The following is a 20,354-nucleotide window of genomic DNA, read 5'->3' on the forward strand; positions in this document are numbered from 1 at the left end:
ATTTGCAGGAGAAATTTTAGATATTCTGTTCTATATTAAAGATAAAACAAATGAAAACCCTTTCCTACTGTAAATCCGACTAATTCCTTTCAAAATTCCGACTTTTTAAAAAAATCAAAATAACTCACAGAGACAAATCAAACAAGCCATACACGTTTTAATGTTTGGCTTGTTCTAGCCCTGTTTCAGCTTACATTTCATGCTCTTTCACGTAGGAAGTGATTCTAAGTAACCGTTCGATATGTTTCTGACTGGAGAGTTTATTTTCCTTTTCTGTCTCTTCTTTAAAATTTTTGAAATAAGTGTATAAAAAAACAGACCTGACTTGGCCTGCTAGTTTATAATTACTAACTTTATCTTTTTTTCTTCCAACTCGATTCTAGTTTCTTCATTTATATTTGAATCGGTAATAATGCAATCGATGTTAGAAACTGGTGAAATATGCGAAAAAGCACGAGTCCCAAATTTGCTGGAATCAACCATTAGAATGGTTTCATCGGCTATTTCCATCATCTGCTTTTTTAATAACGCTTGCAATTCATTAAAGTCACTTAGCCCTTTATCAAGATGTACCCCTTTACAGGAAAGGAAGGCTTTGTTAACGTGATACATCGCAAGGGAGCGCTCAGCAAGTGGCCCAACATATGAAAGGGATTGTGACAATAACGTTCCTCCAGTGGAAATCACTTTTATTTGTTCCTTTTTACTAAGCTCGATGGCCACCTTTATTGAATTTGTAAGGACGGTTAAAGGCATATCTGGCAGTTCCTTTGCGACATACCATGCGGTAGTACTTGCATCCAGAACAATTTGGTCCCCAGACTCAATAGATTGAACGGCTGCTCTTGCTATCGCTTTCTTTTCAGCAGCATTCGTAATCTCTCTTTCCAAATAGGAGGTCTCCGATTGATCTTTCTCAATACTAACCGCACCGCCATGGGAGCGCATTAATAAATTTTCCTTTTCAAGCTTTTCAAGATCACGACGAATCGTTTCCTCTGTAACAGAGAAAATCTTGCTAAGCTCAGTCACCCGAATACTTAATCGTTCATTAACCAATTCGACAATCTTTTTTTGTCTTTCTGCAACAAGCACTTATTCTGCCCCTTCCTGCCCCGAAATTTTTATTTATGTTGTTTTGTATTTGTTTTTTATTCATTCTCACTATAACTATAACATATATTTTTGAAAAACAAACATATAAAAGTTGGAATGAAAGATTCAACAAGGAGAAATTTTTGTTTTTGCAAAAAACAAGCCAATCGTCAAGAAGATTGGCTTGTTAGATTTATTATGAATTTACTAAAACTGCTTCCAATTCAAGCTTATTTAACTCGTCAATAATGTCTTTTACTTTATCAACAGTCAGATTTACCTCTGTAATTCTACCAATTCTTTCAAACTTCTTGCTCTCGTTGCAAAAATACCAGGTGGTTTTGTGATACCAGTCGCAGCTTTCTCTAAAATAGCAACTTAAACCTCCTATTTGAGTCCTCCCCTAATAAATCCACTTATCTTTTTAATAAAACCTCTTGCTCATACGCTTTTACTTCTTCTAACCAAGATTCTTTTACTGGAACGCCCATTTTTTCACAGTAAAAGTCCCAAACTGCACCAAATGGATAGGTCTTGAATTCTTCCATTAACGCTAATCTTTCTGTGAAGTTTCCTTCTTCTTGAAGTTGTTTTAAGTGTTCATTTGGTACTAACATTGCAGAGAGTAATGCCTTGATCATGTTGCGTGTACCAATTGTCCAAGCAGCAACACGGTTAATGCTTGCATCAAAGAAGTCAAGACCGATGATGACACGGTCTAACGCGTCATTACGTACAATTTCTAATGCGATTTCTTTTAATTCATCATCAAGGATAACAACATGGTCACTGTCCCAACGTACGGGTCTTGAAACGTGAAGGGCAAGCTTTTCGCTAAACAAAAGCATTGATGAAATTTTATTGGATACTGTTTCGGTTGGATGATAGTGTCCTGTATCCAGTAAGCATAATTTATCATTTTTCATTGCATAATTTAGATAAAATTCATGAGAACCCACTACGTAAGATTCTGAGCCAAGTCCAAATACTTTACTCTCTACTGCATCCAGATTATATCTTTCATCAACTTCAACTGCAAAAATCTTATCTAATGATTCTTTTAGTCTTTTTCTTGGAGTCAGGCGGTCACTAGGAATATCCTTATAGCCATCCGGAATCCAAATATTTGTTAAGGCAGGTGTACCAAGTTCTTTACCGAAGTACTCACCAATTTTACGGCTGCCAATGCAGTGATTGATCCAGAATTCACGGATTTCTTCGTTTGGATGAGAAAGCGTCAAGCCATCATTTGCATTGGGATGTGAAAACAGCGTTGGGTTGTAGTCCAAACCTAAACCATTTTCCTTTGCCCATTTCACCCAGTTTTCGAAGTGCTTTGGCTTTAATTGATCTCTTTCCACAACTTCTCCATTAGTTTCCGCATAAATGGCATGTAAATTGACGCGATGTTTACCTGGAATCAAGGAAAGTGCTTTTTCTAAGTCTGCTCTTAATTCTTCAGGTGTCGATGCCTTACCTGGATAATTTCCCGTAACGGAAATTCCACCAGATAATTCGTTAGGATTTACTTCAAATCCACCGATATCGTCACCTTGCCAGCAATGAATCGAAATCGGAACATTTTTTAAAGTTTCGATTACTTCATCAACATTAATTCCCCATTTTTCATAAGCCTTCTTAGCAAGTTCAAAGTTTTCTTGAATAGACATGTATTTTCTTCCTCTCCATGGTTAGTTTGTAATCGGTGCAGTTGGCAAATATTTCTTTACCTCAAATGATTTTTTAACAATCGTGCGTGCTTCTTTAATATCTTGAATTTCATCGAGGGCCATTAACTGAGCTACGATATTACCGATCGCAGTCGCTTCAATAGGTCCTGCATATACTTCTTTCTTCGTTACATCAGCGACAAGTTGATTTAACATTTCATTTTGACAGCCGCCGCCGATGACATTGATTTTTTCAAATCTCTTTTCAAAAATTTCTTCAATTTCGTGAACGGCATCCTGATAGCTAACTGCTAAACTATCATATACGCACTTTGCGACTTCTCCAGGTGTGCTAGGAATCGACTGACCTGTTTCCACACAATAATTCATGATTTCCTGGACCATGTTCTCTGGTTTTAAGAAACGGTCATCATTGACGTTAACTACTGCCTTAAAATCCTTTGCTTCTCTAGCCATATCAACAAGCTCAGCAAAAGAATATTCATTATTGTAGTTGCGTTTTACCTCTTGAATCATCCAAAGACCCATGATATTTTTTAAAAACCGGTATTGATAATCAATTCCGCCCTCGTTTGTGAAATTATAATCCAGAGCTTTAGTTACACAGATCGGGAAGTAGTTTTCTACCCCAATTAAAGACCATGTACCAGAGCTGATGTAAATCGATGCATCCTCTTCTGGGACAGCAATAACGGCGGAGCCTGTATCGTGTGTTGCCGGAAGTATCACTTGGAGATCAAAGCCTAACTCTGAAACTAGTTCTTCTTTTAATGTTCCAAGGACGGTCTTAGGTGTCTTAATTTCATGGAACATTTCTTTATTAATTCCCAATATATCTAATAAATCATGATCCCATTTTTTCGTAAAAGCATTGACCAGTTGCGTAGATGTAGCGTTTGTATATTCGTTTGCTTTTTTTCCTGTCAGTAAATAATTGAAGTAATCTGGAATCATTAAGAATGATTTTGCTTTATCTAGGATTTCTGGAGAACTTTGTTTAATCGAATACAATTGATAGATTGTATTAAACTTTTGGAACTGGATGCCTGTTTCTAGATAAAGGCGTTCCTTTATGATTTTTTCAAAAACTTGCTCCATCATTCCGTCTGTTCTTGGGTCACGATAAGATACAGCTTCAGTTAATGGTTGATTCTTTTCATCCAATAACACAAAATCGACGGCCCACGTATCAATTCCGATACTGTCGGGTTTTATGCCAAGCTCATTGCACTTTTTTAAGCCATTTTTGATTTCTTGAAAAAGCTTATCGGCTTCCCAGCAATAGGAGCCACCTTTTTTGACAATTTGGTTTTCAAAACGATGAATTTCATCTAGTCTTAATAACCCATTTTCTAAATATCCTAGTATAAGCCGGCCGCTTGATGCACCAATATCTACAGCAATACTGTATTTTGTCATTAACATCACCTCTCGGTTGGAAACGCTTTCTGATATCTCTATCTTACTAGAAAAATACGATTTTCCTATAACGTAATTCGACCAATTTATTGTCCTTATTTGCCAACCTTAATTCTTAAATACAAAAAAACACCACAGAATTTTTCTGTGGTGTTTTCATCCCATAATCCCTTTCCTTTTCTCTGGATGTATTGATAGTTTTTGTTAAAGATCGACCTTTTTAGACAATCAGTTGGAGGACTCTTTACATTACCGCTTTATTTGACCCAGTAGAAACCACGGTTTTTGCCGATGGCATATTTGCAATAAATACGCCTAGTAATACCAAAATACCGCCAATGATTTGATTCAGCAAGATATGATTCCCTAAAATAAAATGAGAGGCTAGGATGGCGACAAACGGCTGGATATTCATGAACATTGAAGCTGTACCTGCACCAACTTTAGCTACGCCTTTATTCCACCAAAACCCAGCAATACCTTGAGCCATGATCCCAGCAAAAATTAACAAAATCCACATAAAAAGAGAATGGCTGATGACAGAGCCGCTCACAAAGTTTTCGACTCCGGCAGCAGGAATCATTAGTACACTTCCTAGTACGGTTGAGTATATCGTAATAATAAATGTGTTCATAGTTTTTGATAAACCTCGGATAAATAATATACTAATCGAGAGGCAAAGCATGGCGATTAGTATGTTAAAATCTCCCCATGAGATTCCCAACCCGCCATTTGCAACACCAATAATTGAAAAAACACCAATTAAACTAATAATGGCTCCTGCCGATTTTTTAATGGTAAACTTGACCTTAAAGATGATTCGTTCCAATAAAATTGTCGCTATCGGTGCCAAGGAAATTATTAATGAGGCGTTAGCTGGTGTTGTATGATGGAGACCCGTAAAGTAGAAGGTTTGATTTAACAGGGTTCCAAAGATTCCAACACCAATGAGGTATTTCCACTCTGAAATGGTGGGACGCTTCATTCCTTTATGAATCATGGCTACGATTATCAAAAAAAGTGAGGTAAAGCAAATTCGAACGGTTGATAAAAAAACAGGTGAAAATCCTTGCAGTAAATAGGAACTGACAGGATAATTACACCCCCATAAAACAGAAACCACAAAGAGACTAATAAAAGCTTTTATCATACTACTCGACATTTACCAAAGACAACCCTTCTCAAAATGTTTTTTTGGTGACTTTTATTAGTATAGCATGGTATTTCGCTTATCGAAAGAATTATCAAAGGGAATTTTCATTCCTCTTTCCTAAGTTAAATGGATTAGAATTTCCTTGTTTGCTGCCGGCACTTGATCGGGAATTAATGCTGTTAAGGCAGTTCTCATAAAACTTAGCGTGATTTTCGCTAATGCCCAAAACAATAGAACCATCGTAAAGGATTTAGCAGCTCCAACCCCGTAAAGTGCCACGGCTCCTCCAATGGAACCCAACAAAATCCAAGGGCGCCGGCGTCCTAATTTCCATGTAGTCCTATCGCTTATAACACCGTCCATATATTGACTTAAAATACCAATTACGCCAGTCATCAAACCAAGGATACTAAAGTTTTTAGTAACGCTTGCAGGATCAAGCATAGCTAGCTTTACTGTATGCAGGAATGCTAAAGGAGTTATGAGAGCAAGATTATAACCAAAGCTTCCAATAGAAATACCTGCAATTAAACGTGGAAAAGGTGTTTTAATTATATTAGAATTCATTTTCTAACCTTCTTTCCTTTTTTATTTTTTTACAAATTGAAAGCGCTTCTATAATTTAGTGTATTGGAGACTCTAATCGATAACTATAGCCATATGTGACTTAATTCCTATCCATTTCAAACATGGTTTTTAGAATAGTAGAAATTTATCTATCAATAATTGCCTGCTTATTTAATGTTCATGGTTAAAAGTTACTATGTAGTCTTATAAGAATTTAATAAATCCTCACAATTAAGAGCGTGGATGTAGTGAGTAGAGGTGCTATACTGTGGTGTCCACTTGTGATTCGCTAATTAGTAGTATGATTAATAACAAAAAACAGGGTCCCAAAGAATGATCAGTTCTTTGGAACCCTGTTTTATTTTTATTTCATCAATGATTCAGCATACTGTTTTAATATTTGCGCTTGTTTTTCTGTGAAGTCTTTATTCGTTTTTGCTTTAACTTCGTTGATATAAGCATTTAGTTGACCATCTCTTGCACCCTTGTTCCCTTTTTCCTCAGAAGCTTTTGCCGAATTAAGTTTTGCAGTTAATGAGCCTAAGATATTACGATCTCCGCTCGTTTCTGTTAAGAAGAACCCGGTAAGTCTTCCTAGACTATCAAAATCAACAACGACATGAATCGTTACTGATTTAGTCAATCTGTTGCCAGCAACGTCTTGAGCATCAGCCTTAAATGTATGGCTTCCTAAACCAAGCTCATAGGCAGGTATAGAAACATCCTCACATGTTGAGGAGGCAACTCCTGATAACTCGTCTGCTACTTTACAAGTAATACTCATAACTGTGTCCACTTTGAATTCTGTACCGTCCTCCACTGTGAAGGTAATATCTGGAGCCGATTTGTCTATGTTAATTTCAACGGTTTTCTTGGGTTCGATGTTACCGGCTTTATCAACACTCCAATATTCAAGAACCTGTCGGCCATCCTCTGTTATGCTTACGGTATTGCCTTCCTGTTCTGCAGAACCATTTAATGAAAAATAAGTTGCTTTAATACCAGATTGATAGTCATATCCAGTCAAATTCACTGTGACCGGATTATGATACCAGCCTTCCTGTACTTCCCCTCTTACCTCATGTTCGGTTTCAGGTGCATTCACATCTGGTATTTCTACTACATCAATGCTTGGTACAGGAGGCTTCGACATGCCTGTTCCAAGGAAGAAGCTAGTATGCGGCGGCTGGTTATAGCCGACATTTTGCCAAGCAATTGATAATCGATACTGAGGGTCATTCATTAAGGTGTAAATTCTATTTTCTGTTTCCTCTGTTGTCATGTACACCTTTAAGGCACTGCTATCATCCGTTCTCCAAATGATTTCTTCTCTCCAGTCACCAAACAAATCAGCCTGTAAGACCGGATTTCCTTTTGTACCGTTATTAGATTGCGTTCCTTCGACGGTAAGAATATTTACTAGCTTATTATTTTCATAATCCCATTTGTCTATGGTTCCAACACCTTTTGACGTGGTATCATTCCATTTGTGGTCTACTAGCTCACGAGATAAGTCTCCATCCCACCAAATTGCAAAGTTACTAGAAGGAATGTTTTCGGAAATTTTTTGTCCTTGTGCACTATAGAGTCCCCCAACCTGGCTGTTCCAGGCACCTGAAATTGCCCATGCTTCTGCACCCTCATACCTTGGGTCAATATCTGCCGCAACTCCGCGACCTGTATCCTGGCCTGTTTTCACACCCCATAAAATTTCGCCAGTTTCTGCATCGCGCATGTCATATCCATACGGACTATCTGTATGCTCCTGCACAGCAAAAACTTCAAGCCCTGGTCTTGTTGGATCAAGATCACTCACATGCTGTGCATCCCCATGTCCTAAACCGGTTGTATATATGCCCTTACCATCATCATCGATTACTGCCTGACCGTAAACGATTTCATCTTTACCATCCTTATCGATATCAGCAACACTTAAGTTATGGTAACCTTGTCCTGCATAGTCTCTATGCTCTTCATCGTTGGAATCGAAAAGCCACTGCTTTGTCAATTTTCCTTTTTTAAATTGATAAGCAGTAAGTACGGTTCTTGTATAATATCCACGTGCCATGATTATACTTGGAGTTTCGCCATCTAAATAAGCAACCGCAGCAAGGAAACGATCAACACGATTACCATAGCTGTCACCCCAAGCACCAACGTCACCTCGTGGTGGTTCGTAATCAGTTGTAGTAAGTGCTTTTCCAGTCTCACCCTCAAATACAGTTAAGTATTCTGCACCCTGCAGAACGTAACCTGAGCTGTTACGGTGGTCTGCATCCGCTTTGCCGATTACTGTTCCCTGCCCGTCCGTGGTGCCATCTGCCGTTTTAAAAACAATCTCTGCTTTTCCATCCCCATCAAAATCATAAACGAGGAACGGTGAATAGTGAGCACCTGCACGAATATTTTTACCCAAATCAATCCGCCATTTTAAAGTACCATCCATTTCATAGGCATCTACATATACATTGCCGGTATAGCCTGCTTGAGAGTTATCCTTGGAATTGGTTGGATCCCACTTTAACACCAATTCATACTTTCCATCAGCATCTAAATCACCGATACTTGCATCATTCGCACGGTATGAATATGGATCGCCAAGTGGTGTCACACCATCCGCTGGTTTTTGAAGCGGAATATCCATGTAATTTTGATTTAATACATTCGTAGTGTCCTTTGATTTTCTTTCTTTTCCGTCAATTACCGCACGAACTTCATAAGTTGATTTAGATTTTCCTTCTTTATCAACATAGTTGGTGCTGGTAGTAATGGGTTTAGAATTAACCTTTTCACCGTCACGGTAGACGTTAAAGCTAACACCCTCAGGATCGGTTCCGAGCATTCTCCAGCTGACAAAAACGCCTTCTTCCGTTTTCATGGCAACGGGAGCACGGTCAATGTCTTCCATTTGTCTTTTTAATTTAGTTACAGCTGGTGTTTTTAGGCTATCGGATAGCTCTGAAATTCCACCTGCATTAACAGCTGAAACCTTATAAAAATAAGGAATCGTTGTTAAAACAGTTTCATCTTTGTAAGATATAGTTTTCGTTTTACCAATAAATTCAAATGTTCCATTCGCCTTTTTCGAACGGTACACATTATACGTAATAGCTCCTTCTACCTGATCCCAGCTAATCGTAAGGTCATTCTTATTTACTTCACCAACCTGTAGGTTACCTGGTTTAGCTGGAACTGGCTTTGATGGATCCACCATTACCACTTTTAACGGAAGTGAAGGATCTGTTTCCACATCTGTATTATCTACCGTTGTAGCAACATACTGATATTCCATCCCAACATCCACCGTACTATCTGTATAGGATGTTGTTTTGGAGCTGCCAACCAATATAAAATCACTTGTCCCGGCAACTTTTCGGTAAACATTATATTTGACTGCATCCTCAACTGGTTTCCATGATAGAGTAACATATGGATTTTCAGCATTTAATGATTTGTCATCCACTTTAAGATTTGACGGAGCAATCAATATTGGGGTTATTTCAACAGCGTTAACAATCCCTGTTTGCCCCCCGAAACTAAAATTCATTTGTTCATCTTTAACGGAAACCTGAGAAACGACTTTAGTTGTATAGTTATTTTTAGATGAAGAAATTGTGCCATAATCCTGACCTTCAACGGCAAGAGTGGTTCTTGCACTTCCTGTTAAATCGCCAACATAGACTTTTAAAGCATAAAGTCCGTTTGGCACATCAACGTTAAATTTCCATCCGATGTTAAAATAGCCTAGCCAATCTCGAACAAGATTGTCACCTGTTTTGCGGTCGCGTCCAATCATACCTGTTGCATCTACAATCCCATAGCCTCTTTGAGGTGTATATAAAGTTGATAGATTAACCTCAGTAAATCCTTCGGCAACAGGACTTCCTGCGATTCCAAAGTCAAATTTTAAGGTTGCTTTTTTCGTTGTAAATTGTTTCACATCCGATATTTCGGATTCACCTTTTCCATTAACCGCAGTAACATAAACGTCGTAGGTTTTCCCTTCTTCCATTCCTGTTATATTAAGTTGAGGAATGGTAGAGGTACCCACCGATTTATATTCGCTGTCAGTGGAGAGTTTTCGGTAAATCCTGTAAATGTCAGCTCCATCTATAGATTTCCAAGTTACAAGCGCACCAGCATTACTAATGCTGCTTACTTCCACGTCAGTTGGTTTGCCTGGAACAGTTGCAGGAGGTTCTATACCGGTAACATACCGAGAAAGTGGAATATTCAGATTTTTAATTTCATCTGATACTAGACGTGCGAGCTGAATGGCCCCGTATTCCTGAAAGTGTGTATTATCCTGGGATCCATTTGGGAATGCAGTATAAACACCTGGGTCTGTATGTAAAAATACGGAAAGACTTCCTTCAGGTCCAATGGTGTCGTAATAGGCAACACTTCGTGCACTTAAATCGACTACGTCGACATTCATTTCTGCTGCTACTTCTTGCATTCCCTGAACATATTCTGGAAAGCTGACATTAAATTTGCCAGTTGTTGTGTTAAAGTCACGTCTCCCAACAGGAGTAACAAGAATTGGTGTTGCACCTCGTTGGCGGGCGCCATTAATATAGGTTTTTAGATAATTTTTATAATCTGGTACCGATGCATAACGGTCCGGTAAACTGACGGTTGCATCGTTATGGCCAAATTGAATGAGAAAATAGTCTTTTGGTTTAATTTCTCTAAGAATATTATCTAAACGGCCTTCATTTATAAACGACTTAGTACTTCTACCGCCAATCGCTTGGTTCTTAAAGGTTACATCTGAACTGAAATAGCGAGGAATCATCTGGCCCCAGCCAGCTTCTGGTCTCCAATATTCATCATAAGTCTGAACAGTTGAGTCACCTGCAATATAAACGGTTGGTAGTTCTCCTGCCGTTCTTTCTGAAACTTTCTCAATGATGATTCCGTTTATTTTTGGGGTAGCTCCTGTAAATTCAAAGTTGAATTGTCCATCAATGAGTGCAATCTCAAACTTCCGTTCAATGTGTTGACCAGTTGGAATTGTTGTGTTTTGAATTTTCTGAATATTTTCCGCCTTAACACCCACTTCGGTTACTTCTGTGTCATCACCAGCAATAACTGTGACCGAATAGTCACCATTTGGTAGATCTACGTTAAAGGGAGTCTCAGTTGTTAATATAAAATCTGAATTCAAATGGTCTGATGTTGATCGATCTGTAGAGGTTACCTTGGAGATATCAGCAAAACCGTAACCGGTTTCTGCCGAATAGGCTGTGTCTGAAGAAACTTTTAAATAGCCATCTTTCACGGCGCTTGTTGGTGTTCCAAAATCAAATTTTTTTAAAATGGATGGTGCCTCCGCGGAAACTTGATTTGGTGCAGCCGGAACAGAGGTTATTAATAACAAAATACTAAGAATAACAGCAAATAACTTCCTCGAATTGCTTTTTTTCATATTCGCTTGCTTTCCTCCCCTATTGAACATTATTTTCCTATTTTTATCACTTAATTACTTACTATAAATTCAGCTCCTTCCCCGCTGTTTTGGCAGCGTTTTCAACTGTATATTAGCTTCCTATTGGACTTTTTAATAGTAAAAATACAGTTATGAATGTTTAATAAACAGTGATTGTAAAAAACAGGATTTTACTCCTATTATTAATTAGGTAGTTTTCCTTATGAATTTACTACATCCCTAAAGACTAAGTTCCTACTAAACAAATAAAAAAGCTTGCAGAATATGACTTAATCATTCTGCAAGCTATCTATTTATTATGTCAATCGTCAACTTGCTTTCTCAGTATTTGGAACCGGAAACCTTAAAATGTTTGTAAATGACCCACCACTCTTTTGCTTCTCGGTTCCTAACATTACAGGAGCAGCAGCACCTTCATAATTTGGGATCCCTAAATAACGGGAGTATCGGAACATTTGATTCAACTTGTTAAAACCCCCTTTTCCTTAACCAAGCTTCACACAGACTTGGCCAAACTTTTGCTTCTGGATGCTCCTGAGCTAAACCTAATCCATGCCGACCGCTTTCAAATACATGAAGATCATATGGTATTTTATGCTTGCTTAAACCGGAAGCAAAAAGCAAGCTGTTTTCCACGTCTACCGCATTATCATCGGCCGTGTGCCAAAGAAATGCTGGCGGAGTTTCTTTTGTAATTTGAGTTTCATTAGATAAAATACTCTTGATTTCTTCGTTTGGATTCTCCCCTAATAAATTTTGCCTACTTCCCTCATGGGTTTGTTCTCCCATTGTAATAACGGGGTAGCATAAGACCATTAAATCAGGGCGGCTGCTATAACATTCAATTGGGTCATCGGCCAGTTTATTTCCATAGTCAAAGTGCGTTCCTGCAGTGGAGGCTAAATGACCTCCTGCAGAAAACCCAAGAATTCCAACACGATTTGGATCTAATCTCCACTCTGGCGCATGATATCTTGTTAGTCTAATAGCCCTCTTTACATCCTCTAACGGTATGGGATGTTTGTATGGAGCAACTCGATAATTTAGAACAATAGCAGAGATTCCAATGTCGTTCAGCCAATAGGCTATAGGGTATGCCTCATGTGGAGCGCGGAAAGCGTAAGCTCCTCCGGGTGCTATGATGATGACGGGATGCGGCCCACCCCCTTCAAGCAAAGACAGCTGGATACTTGGCGCGTTTTCACTAGGACCGTTTTCTTCAAAATTTACAGACTCCCATAATCGTATTTTTTTACTTTTCATCGGCCATCCACCTTGGGAATGGGGTCCTGTAGTAAGCTGGACAAGCTTTCAGACATCCCAATCTGAAGTATACTTTCTAAATGGCCGAAGATAATTTCAGTCAACCAAGCAATATTAGCCAAATTAAAACCCCATAACGCTTCGTTTTCAAGTACTTTTCCTACAAGCTGTTCAAGCCCTAACCGGTTCTCATCATCCTTTCATTCCCTTTGAAAAAATGATCGATACTTCATCTAACGTAGTTTCTTCAGATGGCAGTGTTTTGAAGGCATGATCAGATATACGACTTCCGGCCTCATGAAATACATTTATCCTCATATCGAGTGATTTTAGTAAGTCTTCAGATGTAGTAATGCTGGTATTTGTAACTTCGGACAGCTTATCAATATACTCTTTGAAGGTTGGCAGATTGATATTTAACGCTTTGTCTGGACGAAAAGAAAGTAAAACCTTTGTGTGTATGTCTGCATTCTCTTTAATTACTTCAATAAAAAATCTTCATGGATAAACGAGTTCATGTTTGTTTCCTCCTCAAGAATTGTAAAATGTTGAAGGGAGAGATAGTAAATTCCCTCCACTATCTCTCCCAAATATTTATTATTTAATTGAGTACTAACTTAGATTTTTCATTAATTTTTTCGAAGGCATTAGTTGCGGGTTTCATAATAAATAGGGCTAATAGATTTCCGCTATATAGGATACATATTGGCGGCGCATAGGAAAGTGCAAAACATATACCAAAGCTGCCTATCAGCATATAAAAGGTAGAGAGTGGATTCATAATCATTACAAAAAAGGAGTTTTTAATTACCTGACTAATATTCATATCATAATGCACAAAAATTGGAATGATATAAAACAGCATTGAAATAAAAATGAACGTGATGATAAAAAATGGGACATAAAGAATAGATACGAAACTATTGGCAGCATTTTGGATGAACTGAAAATCTATGTACAAAACAATTCCAATGGCAAAAATCATTAAGCCGAGAAGATTACTCTTTAAAAACTCCCGTTTATATGCATTCCAAAATGTCTTAAAAATAGAAACATCCTCTTTTCCCAGCATCCATTTTCGGACAACCGAGAACATTGCCACCGTTGCAGGAAAAAAACCGAAGATGACCAGACCTAGAAGTGAAAAAGAAATCCATAGTATGTTTAAGAACGCTAGTCTTGATATCCATTCAAACAACTTATAAAAACCGCCCATAAAAGCAGAAGTTTCCATTCATAATCCCCCTTACTCCATTGAAAACCTTAATTCCAATATGATATAGTCTTTGCCACTTCTGATTAAGATCTAAATCATGTACGAAGTGGCAAAGGTTTAAGATAGTCTGGTATTTTAATTATCATACCTTTGAACAACATATTACCCTTTCAATCCGCTGGTACTTATACCTTCTACAACATGACGTTGGAAGAGGAAGAAAATAACGAATACAGGAATCAAGGTAACCACAGACATGGCAAACATTGCGCCCCAGTTAGATACCGTTTCATTACTTAGGAACATATTTAAAGCCATGGAAACTGTATACTTTGATGGGCTATTTAAATATAGTACAGGTCCTAATAGGGATTCCCAAGTCCAATAGAATGAGAAAATCGCAGATGTTGCTAAAGCTGGTCGTATCAACGGCAAAATAATCTTCGAGAAGATCTTGAAGGTACCACAGCCATCAATAATTGCTGCTTCATCTAGTTCTCTTGGAATGGTTCGTATAAATTGAACTAATAAGAAGATAAAGAACGGATGTCCAAAATATGCTGGTATCGCAAGTGGTTTAATGGAGTTAAGCCATCCAAGCTTTGAGAAAATGATATATTGCGGTACCATTACCACATCATGTGGAAGCATTAAGGTAACCATCATGATTCCAAACCAAATTGCTTTTCCTTTAAACTCTAATCGTGCAAATCCAAAGGCAATAACAGCAGATGAGATTACCTGACCAATTAAGGTAATTACTACCAGGATTGCTGTATTTTTAATGAACACCCCAAATGAATTGCCGCCAATCCCTTTCCAACCTTCTGCAAAGTTTGTCCAAATCCAAGTTTCAGGAATTAGTGACTTTGCCGTAATAAAAATCGTGTCACTTGGTTTAAATGAGCTCATTAGGAGCCAAATAACAGGATAAAGCATTAATAATGCAAAACCGCCCACTAGTATGTGATATATCCACCATCTTGGTGATCTTAACTTCGATGCCATTGTTATTTGCCCCCTTCCGATTCATAGTGAACCCAGTATTTTGATGTTGTAAAAATAATAACTGTTAATATTCCTACGATAATAAGCATGATCCATGCCATTGCTGAAGCATAACCCATATTAAAGAACTCAAAACCTTGGATGAATAAATATAATGAATAAAGAAGGGTTCCGTCTAACGGGCCTCCTGTACCTTTAGAGATAATAAACGCTGGTACAAATGTCATAAATGCAGCAATAGTTTGCATTACCGTATTGAATAGAATAACTGGGCTTAGCATTGGAAGAGTGATTTTGAAGAATTGCTGTATTCCATTTGCTCCGTCAACGCTAGCTGCTTCATAATAACTTTTTGGAATACCTTTTAATCCAGCTAAGAAGATCAGCATCGAAGAACCAAATTGCCATACTGACAAGAAGATGAGCATCCATAACGCTGCAGTCGGGTTACCAAACCATTTAACGATTGGGATCCCAAGTGTATCTAGTAATATATTGACAATACCTAAATCACCAAAAACATTACGCCACATAATCGCAACGGCAACGCTGCCGCCGATAAGTGAAGGTAAATAGAACAATGAGCGATACAGTCCAACAGCTTTCGATGCTGTATTTAACATCAAGGCAATTAATAATGCGAAGGCGAGTCTTAAAGGAACCCCAGCAGCCACATAGATGAGTGTAACTTTTAATGATTGCCAATAGCGAGGGTCCGCTGTAAACATTTTTAAGTAGTTATCAAATCCTATCCATGTCGGTGGTGCAAATAGATTATAGTTTGTAAATGATAAATATAAAGATGCTAGTATAGGAATTAACGTAAATGCAAGGAATCCAATAATAAACGGACTGATAAACGCATATCCGGTCAAGTTTTCCTTGATGGCACGGCTTCGTTTGGTAACAGGGCGGATCGTAATATCTGCTCTTATATTTTCCTTTATCACACGTGTACTCATTTATTCATCTCCTTATGCTTTGGATTCATTTCCTAAGATGAAGGACGATAGCTGATCTAAAAAAGTGATCAGCTATCGAAGTGGAAATTATTTTTTGTTTTGTGCTAAGACACTTTCAGCTTGTTGTCTAAACTGTTTTGCAGCATCTTTCACTGATATATTTCCATAAGCCATTTGTTCAGCTAAACTGTCAAGCGTTTCAATCACTTGTCCGGCACCAACTGGGTCTGGACCATCGAATGCTGAGCTGTTTCCTTCTGTCCAATCCACATAATCAAATACCTGAACTTGTGCTGGTGAAAGCAACGGCTTTAATGCTTCTTTTACAGTTGAAGAACCAGGAACACCACGATCGCCTAGATTTAATTTGTTAGCTTCGATATCATTGATCATGAAGTCAATAAATTTTGCAGCTTCTTCTTTATTTTTCGAATTATTTCCAACTGACCAGAACATACTAGGTTTTAAATATAAACCAGCTTTGCTGTCAGGACCAGGCATTGGAGCGATAGCTAGTTCTCTATTTGCAACTTGTTGTAATCCAACAAACTGGTTTGACCATTGCCAGATACCAATTGCCTTTTGTGTAACAACAGGATCATCTTCAATTCCTTTAAGTTGTGCTAAATAATCAGGAGTTGGAACTGCTTTGTCCTTAATCAAATCAGAACGCATATTAAAGAAATCGATGAACAACTTGTCATCCTTATATCCTAGAGATGCTCCATCTTTGCTATATAATGACTTACCTTCTGTTCTTAAATAGTAGTTGAAAAATACATCAGCCTTCATACTAGTATCCATAAATAGGCCAGCGTCTTTTGCTTTTGCTGCGATTTCTTTGTAATCGTCCCAAGTCCAATTTTCAGGTATAGAATCTACACCAGCTTTTTTAAGTATTGCTGGATCATGATGGAAACCAACAACGTTTACACCAGCGTTAATACCATATAGCTTGTCGCCAAGTTTACCGCCATCAATGATGTTTTCACTAATATCTTTTGTATTGATTTGTTTATCCAAATATGGAGTTAAATCAGCAATTTGATTATTTTGGGCATACTGTGAAAAGTATGATAAATCCATTTGAATAATATCTGGAAGCTCATTTGCTGCTGCTTGTGGAGCTAGCTTCTTCCAGTAGTCATCCCAGGCTGCATATTCTGCTTCAATCTTTACATTAGGATTTTTTTCTTCATACATTTTAATAATTTCAAGAGTATAATCATGTCGCGGTTGAGAGCCCCACCATGCTATGCGAAGAGTTACTTGTTCATCTTTTTTGTCTTCTTTAGGTTTAGATTCTTCACCGCTTGATGTACTACTGCTGTTACATGCTGCTAATGAAAAAACCATAACAAAAGTAAACAATAACACTAAAAATTTCTTCATTTATTACTTCCCCCTTCTTTTTTCAAACTTTTATGTAAGTGTTTACATTTCTAATTATGCAATGAAATCAAAATAGTCTGAATCCAATTTTCCGCTTTGTTTGTTTAAAAATCAGACATTTAATTAGAAATAGAAAAGCTCCCTTGAACCATGCTGATCAGTGCATGGTTCAAGGGAGCTTTCATCTTGGTGGATAGGTTAGTTTTTGTTTGAAAGGATTTTGTTAGCTTCTGTTCTAAATATTTGCGCCCCTTCTTCAGGTGAAATTTTTTTAAACAATATTCGTTCCGAAACATCTTGTAATATTTTCACTACCTCTATACTGCCAAGGGGATCTGCTTTTTCAACATTTTGGTTTGTATTTCTTACATTATTTACATAGTCGAATACCTTTTTCTGGATATCTGTTAAATCATTATCTATTTTTTCTATTACATGCGTAGAAATGGGAACTCCTCTTTCACCTTTTATTAGTCTATTTGCTTGAATATCATTTATAAAGAAATTAATAAATTTAGCAGCCGCCTCTTTATGCTTTGAACTATCTGACATTGAAAAAAGCATACTAGGCTTCACGGTAAGCCCCAACTCTTGTCCTGGACCTGGAGGAGGAATAAGATCTAGCTGACGGTTTGTTGCTTCCAAAAAGCCAAAATATTGGTTGGAATATACCCATTGCATCGGTGATTGTTGCTTTACTAATAACTCATCCTCTATTGCTTTTATCTGTTCTGTAACATCCGTTCTTGGAAACGCACCATTTTCCAGTAGTCTTAATTGCATCTTGAAATAATCAATAAACAATTGATCATTCTCATAACCTAATCCAGTTCCAGAATTATTATATAAATTCATTCCTTTAGTACGTAAGTAATACGAGAAGAACACATCAGGGGATTTCATACCGTTTGTACCATAAATTTGCTTTTCTTTGTGAACTTGTAAAACAATTTCTTCAAAATCGCTCCATGTCCAATTAGCTTTCGGATAATTAGCCACATCTGAAGAAAGTAAATTTGGATCCACGACGATTGCTGGTGCATTTAATCCTAATGGAAAACCATACAAATTTCCGCCGATTTTCCCGCCAGTGAGAATTCCCTCACTGATTGTTTCTGTTTTAATCGTTTCTTGATTAATATATGGGGTTAAATCTTCAAGCAAGTGATTTTCACTGTATGTCCTAAGATATAGCAAATCCATTTGAATAATGTCAGGTAGTTGATTACCCGCTGCCATCGGGGCTAATCGTTTCCAATAATCGTCCCAATTTGCATATAAAGGCTCAACATTAATATTTGGATATTTTTTCTCAAACAATTCTATTACTTCCAAGGTATAATCATGTCGTGGATGTTCGCCCCACCAGGCAATTCTTATAGTGATTTCCTCTTTACCTTTACTTTCTGCAGAATCTGCTAGATTGAATTTTCCACAACCACCAGCGAAAAATACCATTACTAGGGATAAAGTTGAAAACAATAGTTTTTTCATCGTTTTTTTCCCCTTTTACTATTTTTTACAACCCTTGTAAGGACTCTCTCTTGTATTCTGATGGAGTATATCCTGTATGTTTTTTAAATACTTGACTAAAATATTGAGGGTTTTCACCATAACCAATTTTTTCAGCAATTTCAAATACCTTTACATCATTTTCCTTTTCTATCAAATTAATCGCTAACTCAATTCTTAATCTCGTTATATAATTTGAAAACTTTTCACCTGTTTCTTTCTTAAAAAGTTTCCCAAGATAATCTGCGTTCATATATAACATTTCATTTGCAACCCAATGCAAAGATAAATTTTGATTACTAATATACTTTTCAATTGTCTCGATGACTTTCTTGATAATCGTTGAATGTTTATTATTGTTTTGATTAAAGAATGATAAAGTAATTTCTTGGGCAACGCTTTCAAAAAAGGTTTTCAAATTTTGAATCGTGTCTATATCTAAGAGAAGCGTTAATTTTGTTAAATATGTATTCATTTTTTTAGATTCGCATAAACGTATCATGGCATTAAATAATTGGATGACATAAGACTTCGTGATATTGATATCAAGCCTTAAATCTATTAAATGATTAAAAAACGACTGTATATCTTTGTTAACATCCTCCCAGGAGCCAGATTTTACTAATCGACAGAAGGTTTGGTCATCATAATAGAATTCTATTTCATCAGCAGAGGTTTGATAGGCAATGTCTTTCTCTGTAATGATGCCGCCTTCTCCTAAATAAAAGCGATAAGTTAAACAGTCAAGTGCTTCATTATATAGCTTATTCGCATTACTAATTTTGCCTGTACCACTAATGGCGACTGTAGAATCAATTTGGTAATATTGAAAGAATGTTTTTTTTATTTTTTCGATTTGAGAGTGAAGTTTAGGATATTCACAATAATCCTCAATTAGAAATAAGATTGTTTCCCCTACTGTACAACTAATAATATATGAATCAAAAATATGTTCAGCAATATTTTTGAGTGCAAACATGTGTTCAAATTCAAAATTCCCCTCTAGCTGGAATAACACAAGCCTGACGCTTGGAGTATTTAAATCGAAATTAAAAAGCTTTTGATAATGCTCTAGATCTTTATTTTCATAATGATTGGTAATAAATTCTTTCAGCAGCTGTTCTTTGGCATAGGGAAGAACACTTTCTAGCGTTCCTTTCATTTTCTGAATAAATTGTTCTCGATTTTGTTTTTGTATAAAATCCTCACAAATTTCGGATACTGCATCCATAATCGTATTTTCATTACAAGGTTTTAATAGATAATGCTTCACTCCGTATTGCATCGCTTGTTTTGCGAAATCAAATTCACTGAAGCCTGATAACAAAATAAATCGTATTTCGGGAAATACGCTATGAACCTTTGCCACTAACTCGAGACCATTCATACCAGGCATTTTAATATCACTAATCACGATATCTGGCTGTTGTTGCTCAATGATACTGTAGGCCTCAATCCCATTTCTTGCTGTACCAATTAAATTAGTGCCAATTGACTCCCAATTAATGACCTTTGACATTCCTTCAGTAATGATTCTTTCATCATCTACTAACAATACCTTATACATGCTCTTCCCCCTTATTAAAAGGTAAAACAATGATATAAACTGTACCCGTTAGAGTAG

The 20,354-nt window shown here is 37.1% G+C and carries 15 protein-coding genes; all 15 read right to left on the bottom strand.

Annotation, left to right across the window (positions count from 1 at the left end; translation table 11 throughout):
• Positions 1–333: 333 nt before the first annotated feature.
• On the bottom strand, positions 334–1,095 hold the full coding sequence (locus J7E77_RS20445; protein WP_214716714.1) for a DeoR/GlpR family DNA-binding transcription regulator: 762 nt from the start codon (positions 1,093–1,095) through the stop codon (positions 334–336).
• Positions 1,096–1,511: 416 nt separating this feature from the next.
• A complete protein-coding gene (gene rhaA / locus J7E77_RS20450; RefSeq protein WP_214716715.1) occupies positions 1,512–2,765 on the bottom strand; it encodes an L-rhamnose isomerase in 1,254 nt (417 codons plus the stop codon).
• A gap of 21 nt (positions 2,766–2,786) precedes the next feature.
• Positions 2,787–4,205, bottom strand: a complete 1,419-nt coding sequence (gene rhaB, locus J7E77_RS20455; RefSeq protein WP_214716716.1) for a rhamnulokinase — start codon at positions 4,203–4,205, stop codon at positions 2,787–2,789.
• A 244-nt stretch (positions 4,206–4,449) separates the two neighbouring features.
• Complete coding sequence (locus J7E77_RS20460) at positions 4,450–5,367, bottom strand: DMT family transporter (RefSeq protein WP_214716717.1); 918 nt, start codon at positions 5,365–5,367, stop codon at positions 4,450–4,452.
• A 108-nt stretch (positions 5,368–5,475) separates the two neighbouring features.
• Positions 5,476–5,925 carry an MFS transporter gene (locus J7E77_RS20465; protein ID WP_214716718.1) on the bottom strand — a complete coding sequence of 150 codons (450 nt, stop codon included), beginning with the start codon at positions 5,923–5,925 and terminating at the stop codon, positions 5,476–5,478.
• Between the two features lie 364 nt (positions 5,926–6,289).
• Entirely contained in the window at positions 6,290–11,356 is a 5,067-nt protein-coding gene (locus J7E77_RS31250) for a rhamnogalacturonan lyase family protein (protein ID WP_214716719.1), read from the bottom strand.
• Between the two features lie 329 nt (positions 11,357–11,685).
• Positions 11,686–11,841 carry a hypothetical protein gene (locus J7E77_RS20475; protein WP_214716720.1) on the bottom strand — a complete coding sequence of 52 codons (156 nt, stop codon included), beginning with the start codon at positions 11,839–11,841 and terminating at the stop codon, positions 11,686–11,688.
• A gap of 4 nt (positions 11,842–11,845) precedes the next feature.
• A complete protein-coding gene (locus tag J7E77_RS20480; RefSeq protein ID WP_214716721.1) occupies positions 11,846–12,640 on the bottom strand; it encodes an alpha/beta hydrolase in 795 nt (264 codons plus the stop codon).
• 192 nt (positions 12,641–12,832) lie between these two features.
• A complete protein-coding gene (locus tag J7E77_RS31820) occupies positions 12,833–13,129 on the bottom strand; it encodes a glucuronate isomerase (protein ID WP_214716730.1) in 297 nt (98 codons plus the stop codon).
• Between the two features lie 112 nt (positions 13,130–13,241).
• The gene (locus J7E77_RS20490; protein ID WP_214716722.1) at positions 13,242–13,874 is read right to left on the bottom strand and encodes a YesL family protein; all 633 of its coding nucleotides are present in this window, start codon (positions 13,872–13,874) and stop codon (positions 13,242–13,244) included.
• A 144-nt stretch (positions 13,875–14,018) separates the two neighbouring features.
• Positions 14,019–14,864 (bottom strand): carbohydrate ABC transporter permease, encoded by an 846-nt coding sequence (locus tag J7E77_RS20495; RefSeq protein WP_214716723.1) that lies wholly within the window; start codon positions 14,862–14,864, stop codon positions 14,019–14,021.
• Positions 14,865–14,866: 2 nt separating this feature from the next.
• Positions 14,867–15,826: a carbohydrate ABC transporter permease gene (locus J7E77_RS20500; RefSeq protein ID WP_214716724.1), complete on the bottom strand. Its 960-nt coding sequence runs from the start codon at positions 15,824–15,826 to the stop codon at positions 14,867–14,869.
• A gap of 87 nt (positions 15,827–15,913) precedes the next feature.
• Entirely contained in the window at positions 15,914–17,218 is a 1,305-nt protein-coding gene (locus tag J7E77_RS20505) for an ABC transporter substrate-binding protein (RefSeq protein ID WP_214716725.1), read from the bottom strand.
• A gap of 198 nt (positions 17,219–17,416) precedes the next feature.
• Positions 17,417–18,712 carry an ABC transporter substrate-binding protein gene (locus tag J7E77_RS20510; RefSeq protein WP_214716726.1) on the bottom strand — a complete coding sequence of 432 codons (1,296 nt, stop codon included), beginning with the start codon at positions 18,710–18,712 and terminating at the stop codon, positions 17,417–17,419.
• 25 nt (positions 18,713–18,737) lie between these two features.
• On the bottom strand, positions 18,738–20,297 hold the full coding sequence (locus J7E77_RS20515) for a response regulator transcription factor (protein ID WP_214716727.1): 1,560 nt from the start codon (positions 20,295–20,297) through the stop codon (positions 18,738–18,740).
• Between the last annotated feature and the right edge of the window lie 57 nt (positions 20,298–20,354).

The organism is Bacillus sp. ISL-77 (genome assembly GCF_018613105.1).

Excerpts from the sequence above, each read along its gene's own strand:
- J7E77_RS20500 (WP_214716724.1), bottom strand. The coding sequence starts at position 15,826 with ATGAGTACACGTGTGATAAAGGAAAATATAAGAGCAGATATTACGATC.
- J7E77_RS20510 (WP_214716726.1), bottom strand. The coding sequence starts at position 18,712 with ATGAAAAAACTATTGTTTTCAACTTTATCCCTAGTAATGGTATTTTTC.
- J7E77_RS20495 (WP_214716723.1), bottom strand. The coding sequence starts at position 14,864 with ATGGCATCGAAGTTAAGATCACCAAGATGGTGGATATATCACATACTA.
- J7E77_RS31250 (WP_214716719.1), bottom strand. The coding sequence starts at position 11,356 with ATGAAAAAAAGCAATTCGAGGAAGTTATTTGCTGTTATTCTTAGTATT.
- J7E77_RS20490 (WP_214716722.1), bottom strand. The coding sequence starts at position 13,874 with ATGGAAACTTCTGCTTTTATGGGCGGTTTTTATAAGTTGTTTGAATGG.
- J7E77_RS20465 (WP_214716718.1), bottom strand. The coding sequence starts at position 5,925 with ATGAATTCTAATATAATTAAAACACCTTTTCCACGTTTAATTGCAGGT.
- rhaA (WP_214716715.1), bottom strand. The coding sequence starts at position 2,765 with ATGTCTATTCAAGAAAACTTTGAACTTGCTAAGAAGGCTTATGAAAAA.
- J7E77_RS20460 (WP_214716717.1), bottom strand. The coding sequence starts at position 5,367 with ATGTCGAGTAGTATGATAAAAGCTTTTATTAGTCTCTTTGTGGTTTCT.
- J7E77_RS20480 (WP_214716721.1), bottom strand. The coding sequence starts at position 12,640 with ATGAAAAGTAAAAAAATACGATTATGGGAGTCTGTAAATTTTGAAGAA.
- rhaB (WP_214716716.1), bottom strand. The coding sequence starts at position 4,205 with ATGACAAAATACAGTATTGCTGTAGATATTGGTGCATCAAGCGGCCGG.
- J7E77_RS20515 (WP_214716727.1), bottom strand. The coding sequence starts at position 20,297 with ATGTATAAGGTATTGTTAGTAGATGATGAAAGAATCATTACTGAAGGA.
- J7E77_RS20505 (WP_214716725.1), bottom strand. The coding sequence starts at position 17,218 with ATGAAGAAATTTTTAGTGTTATTGTTTACTTTTGTTATGGTTTTTTCA.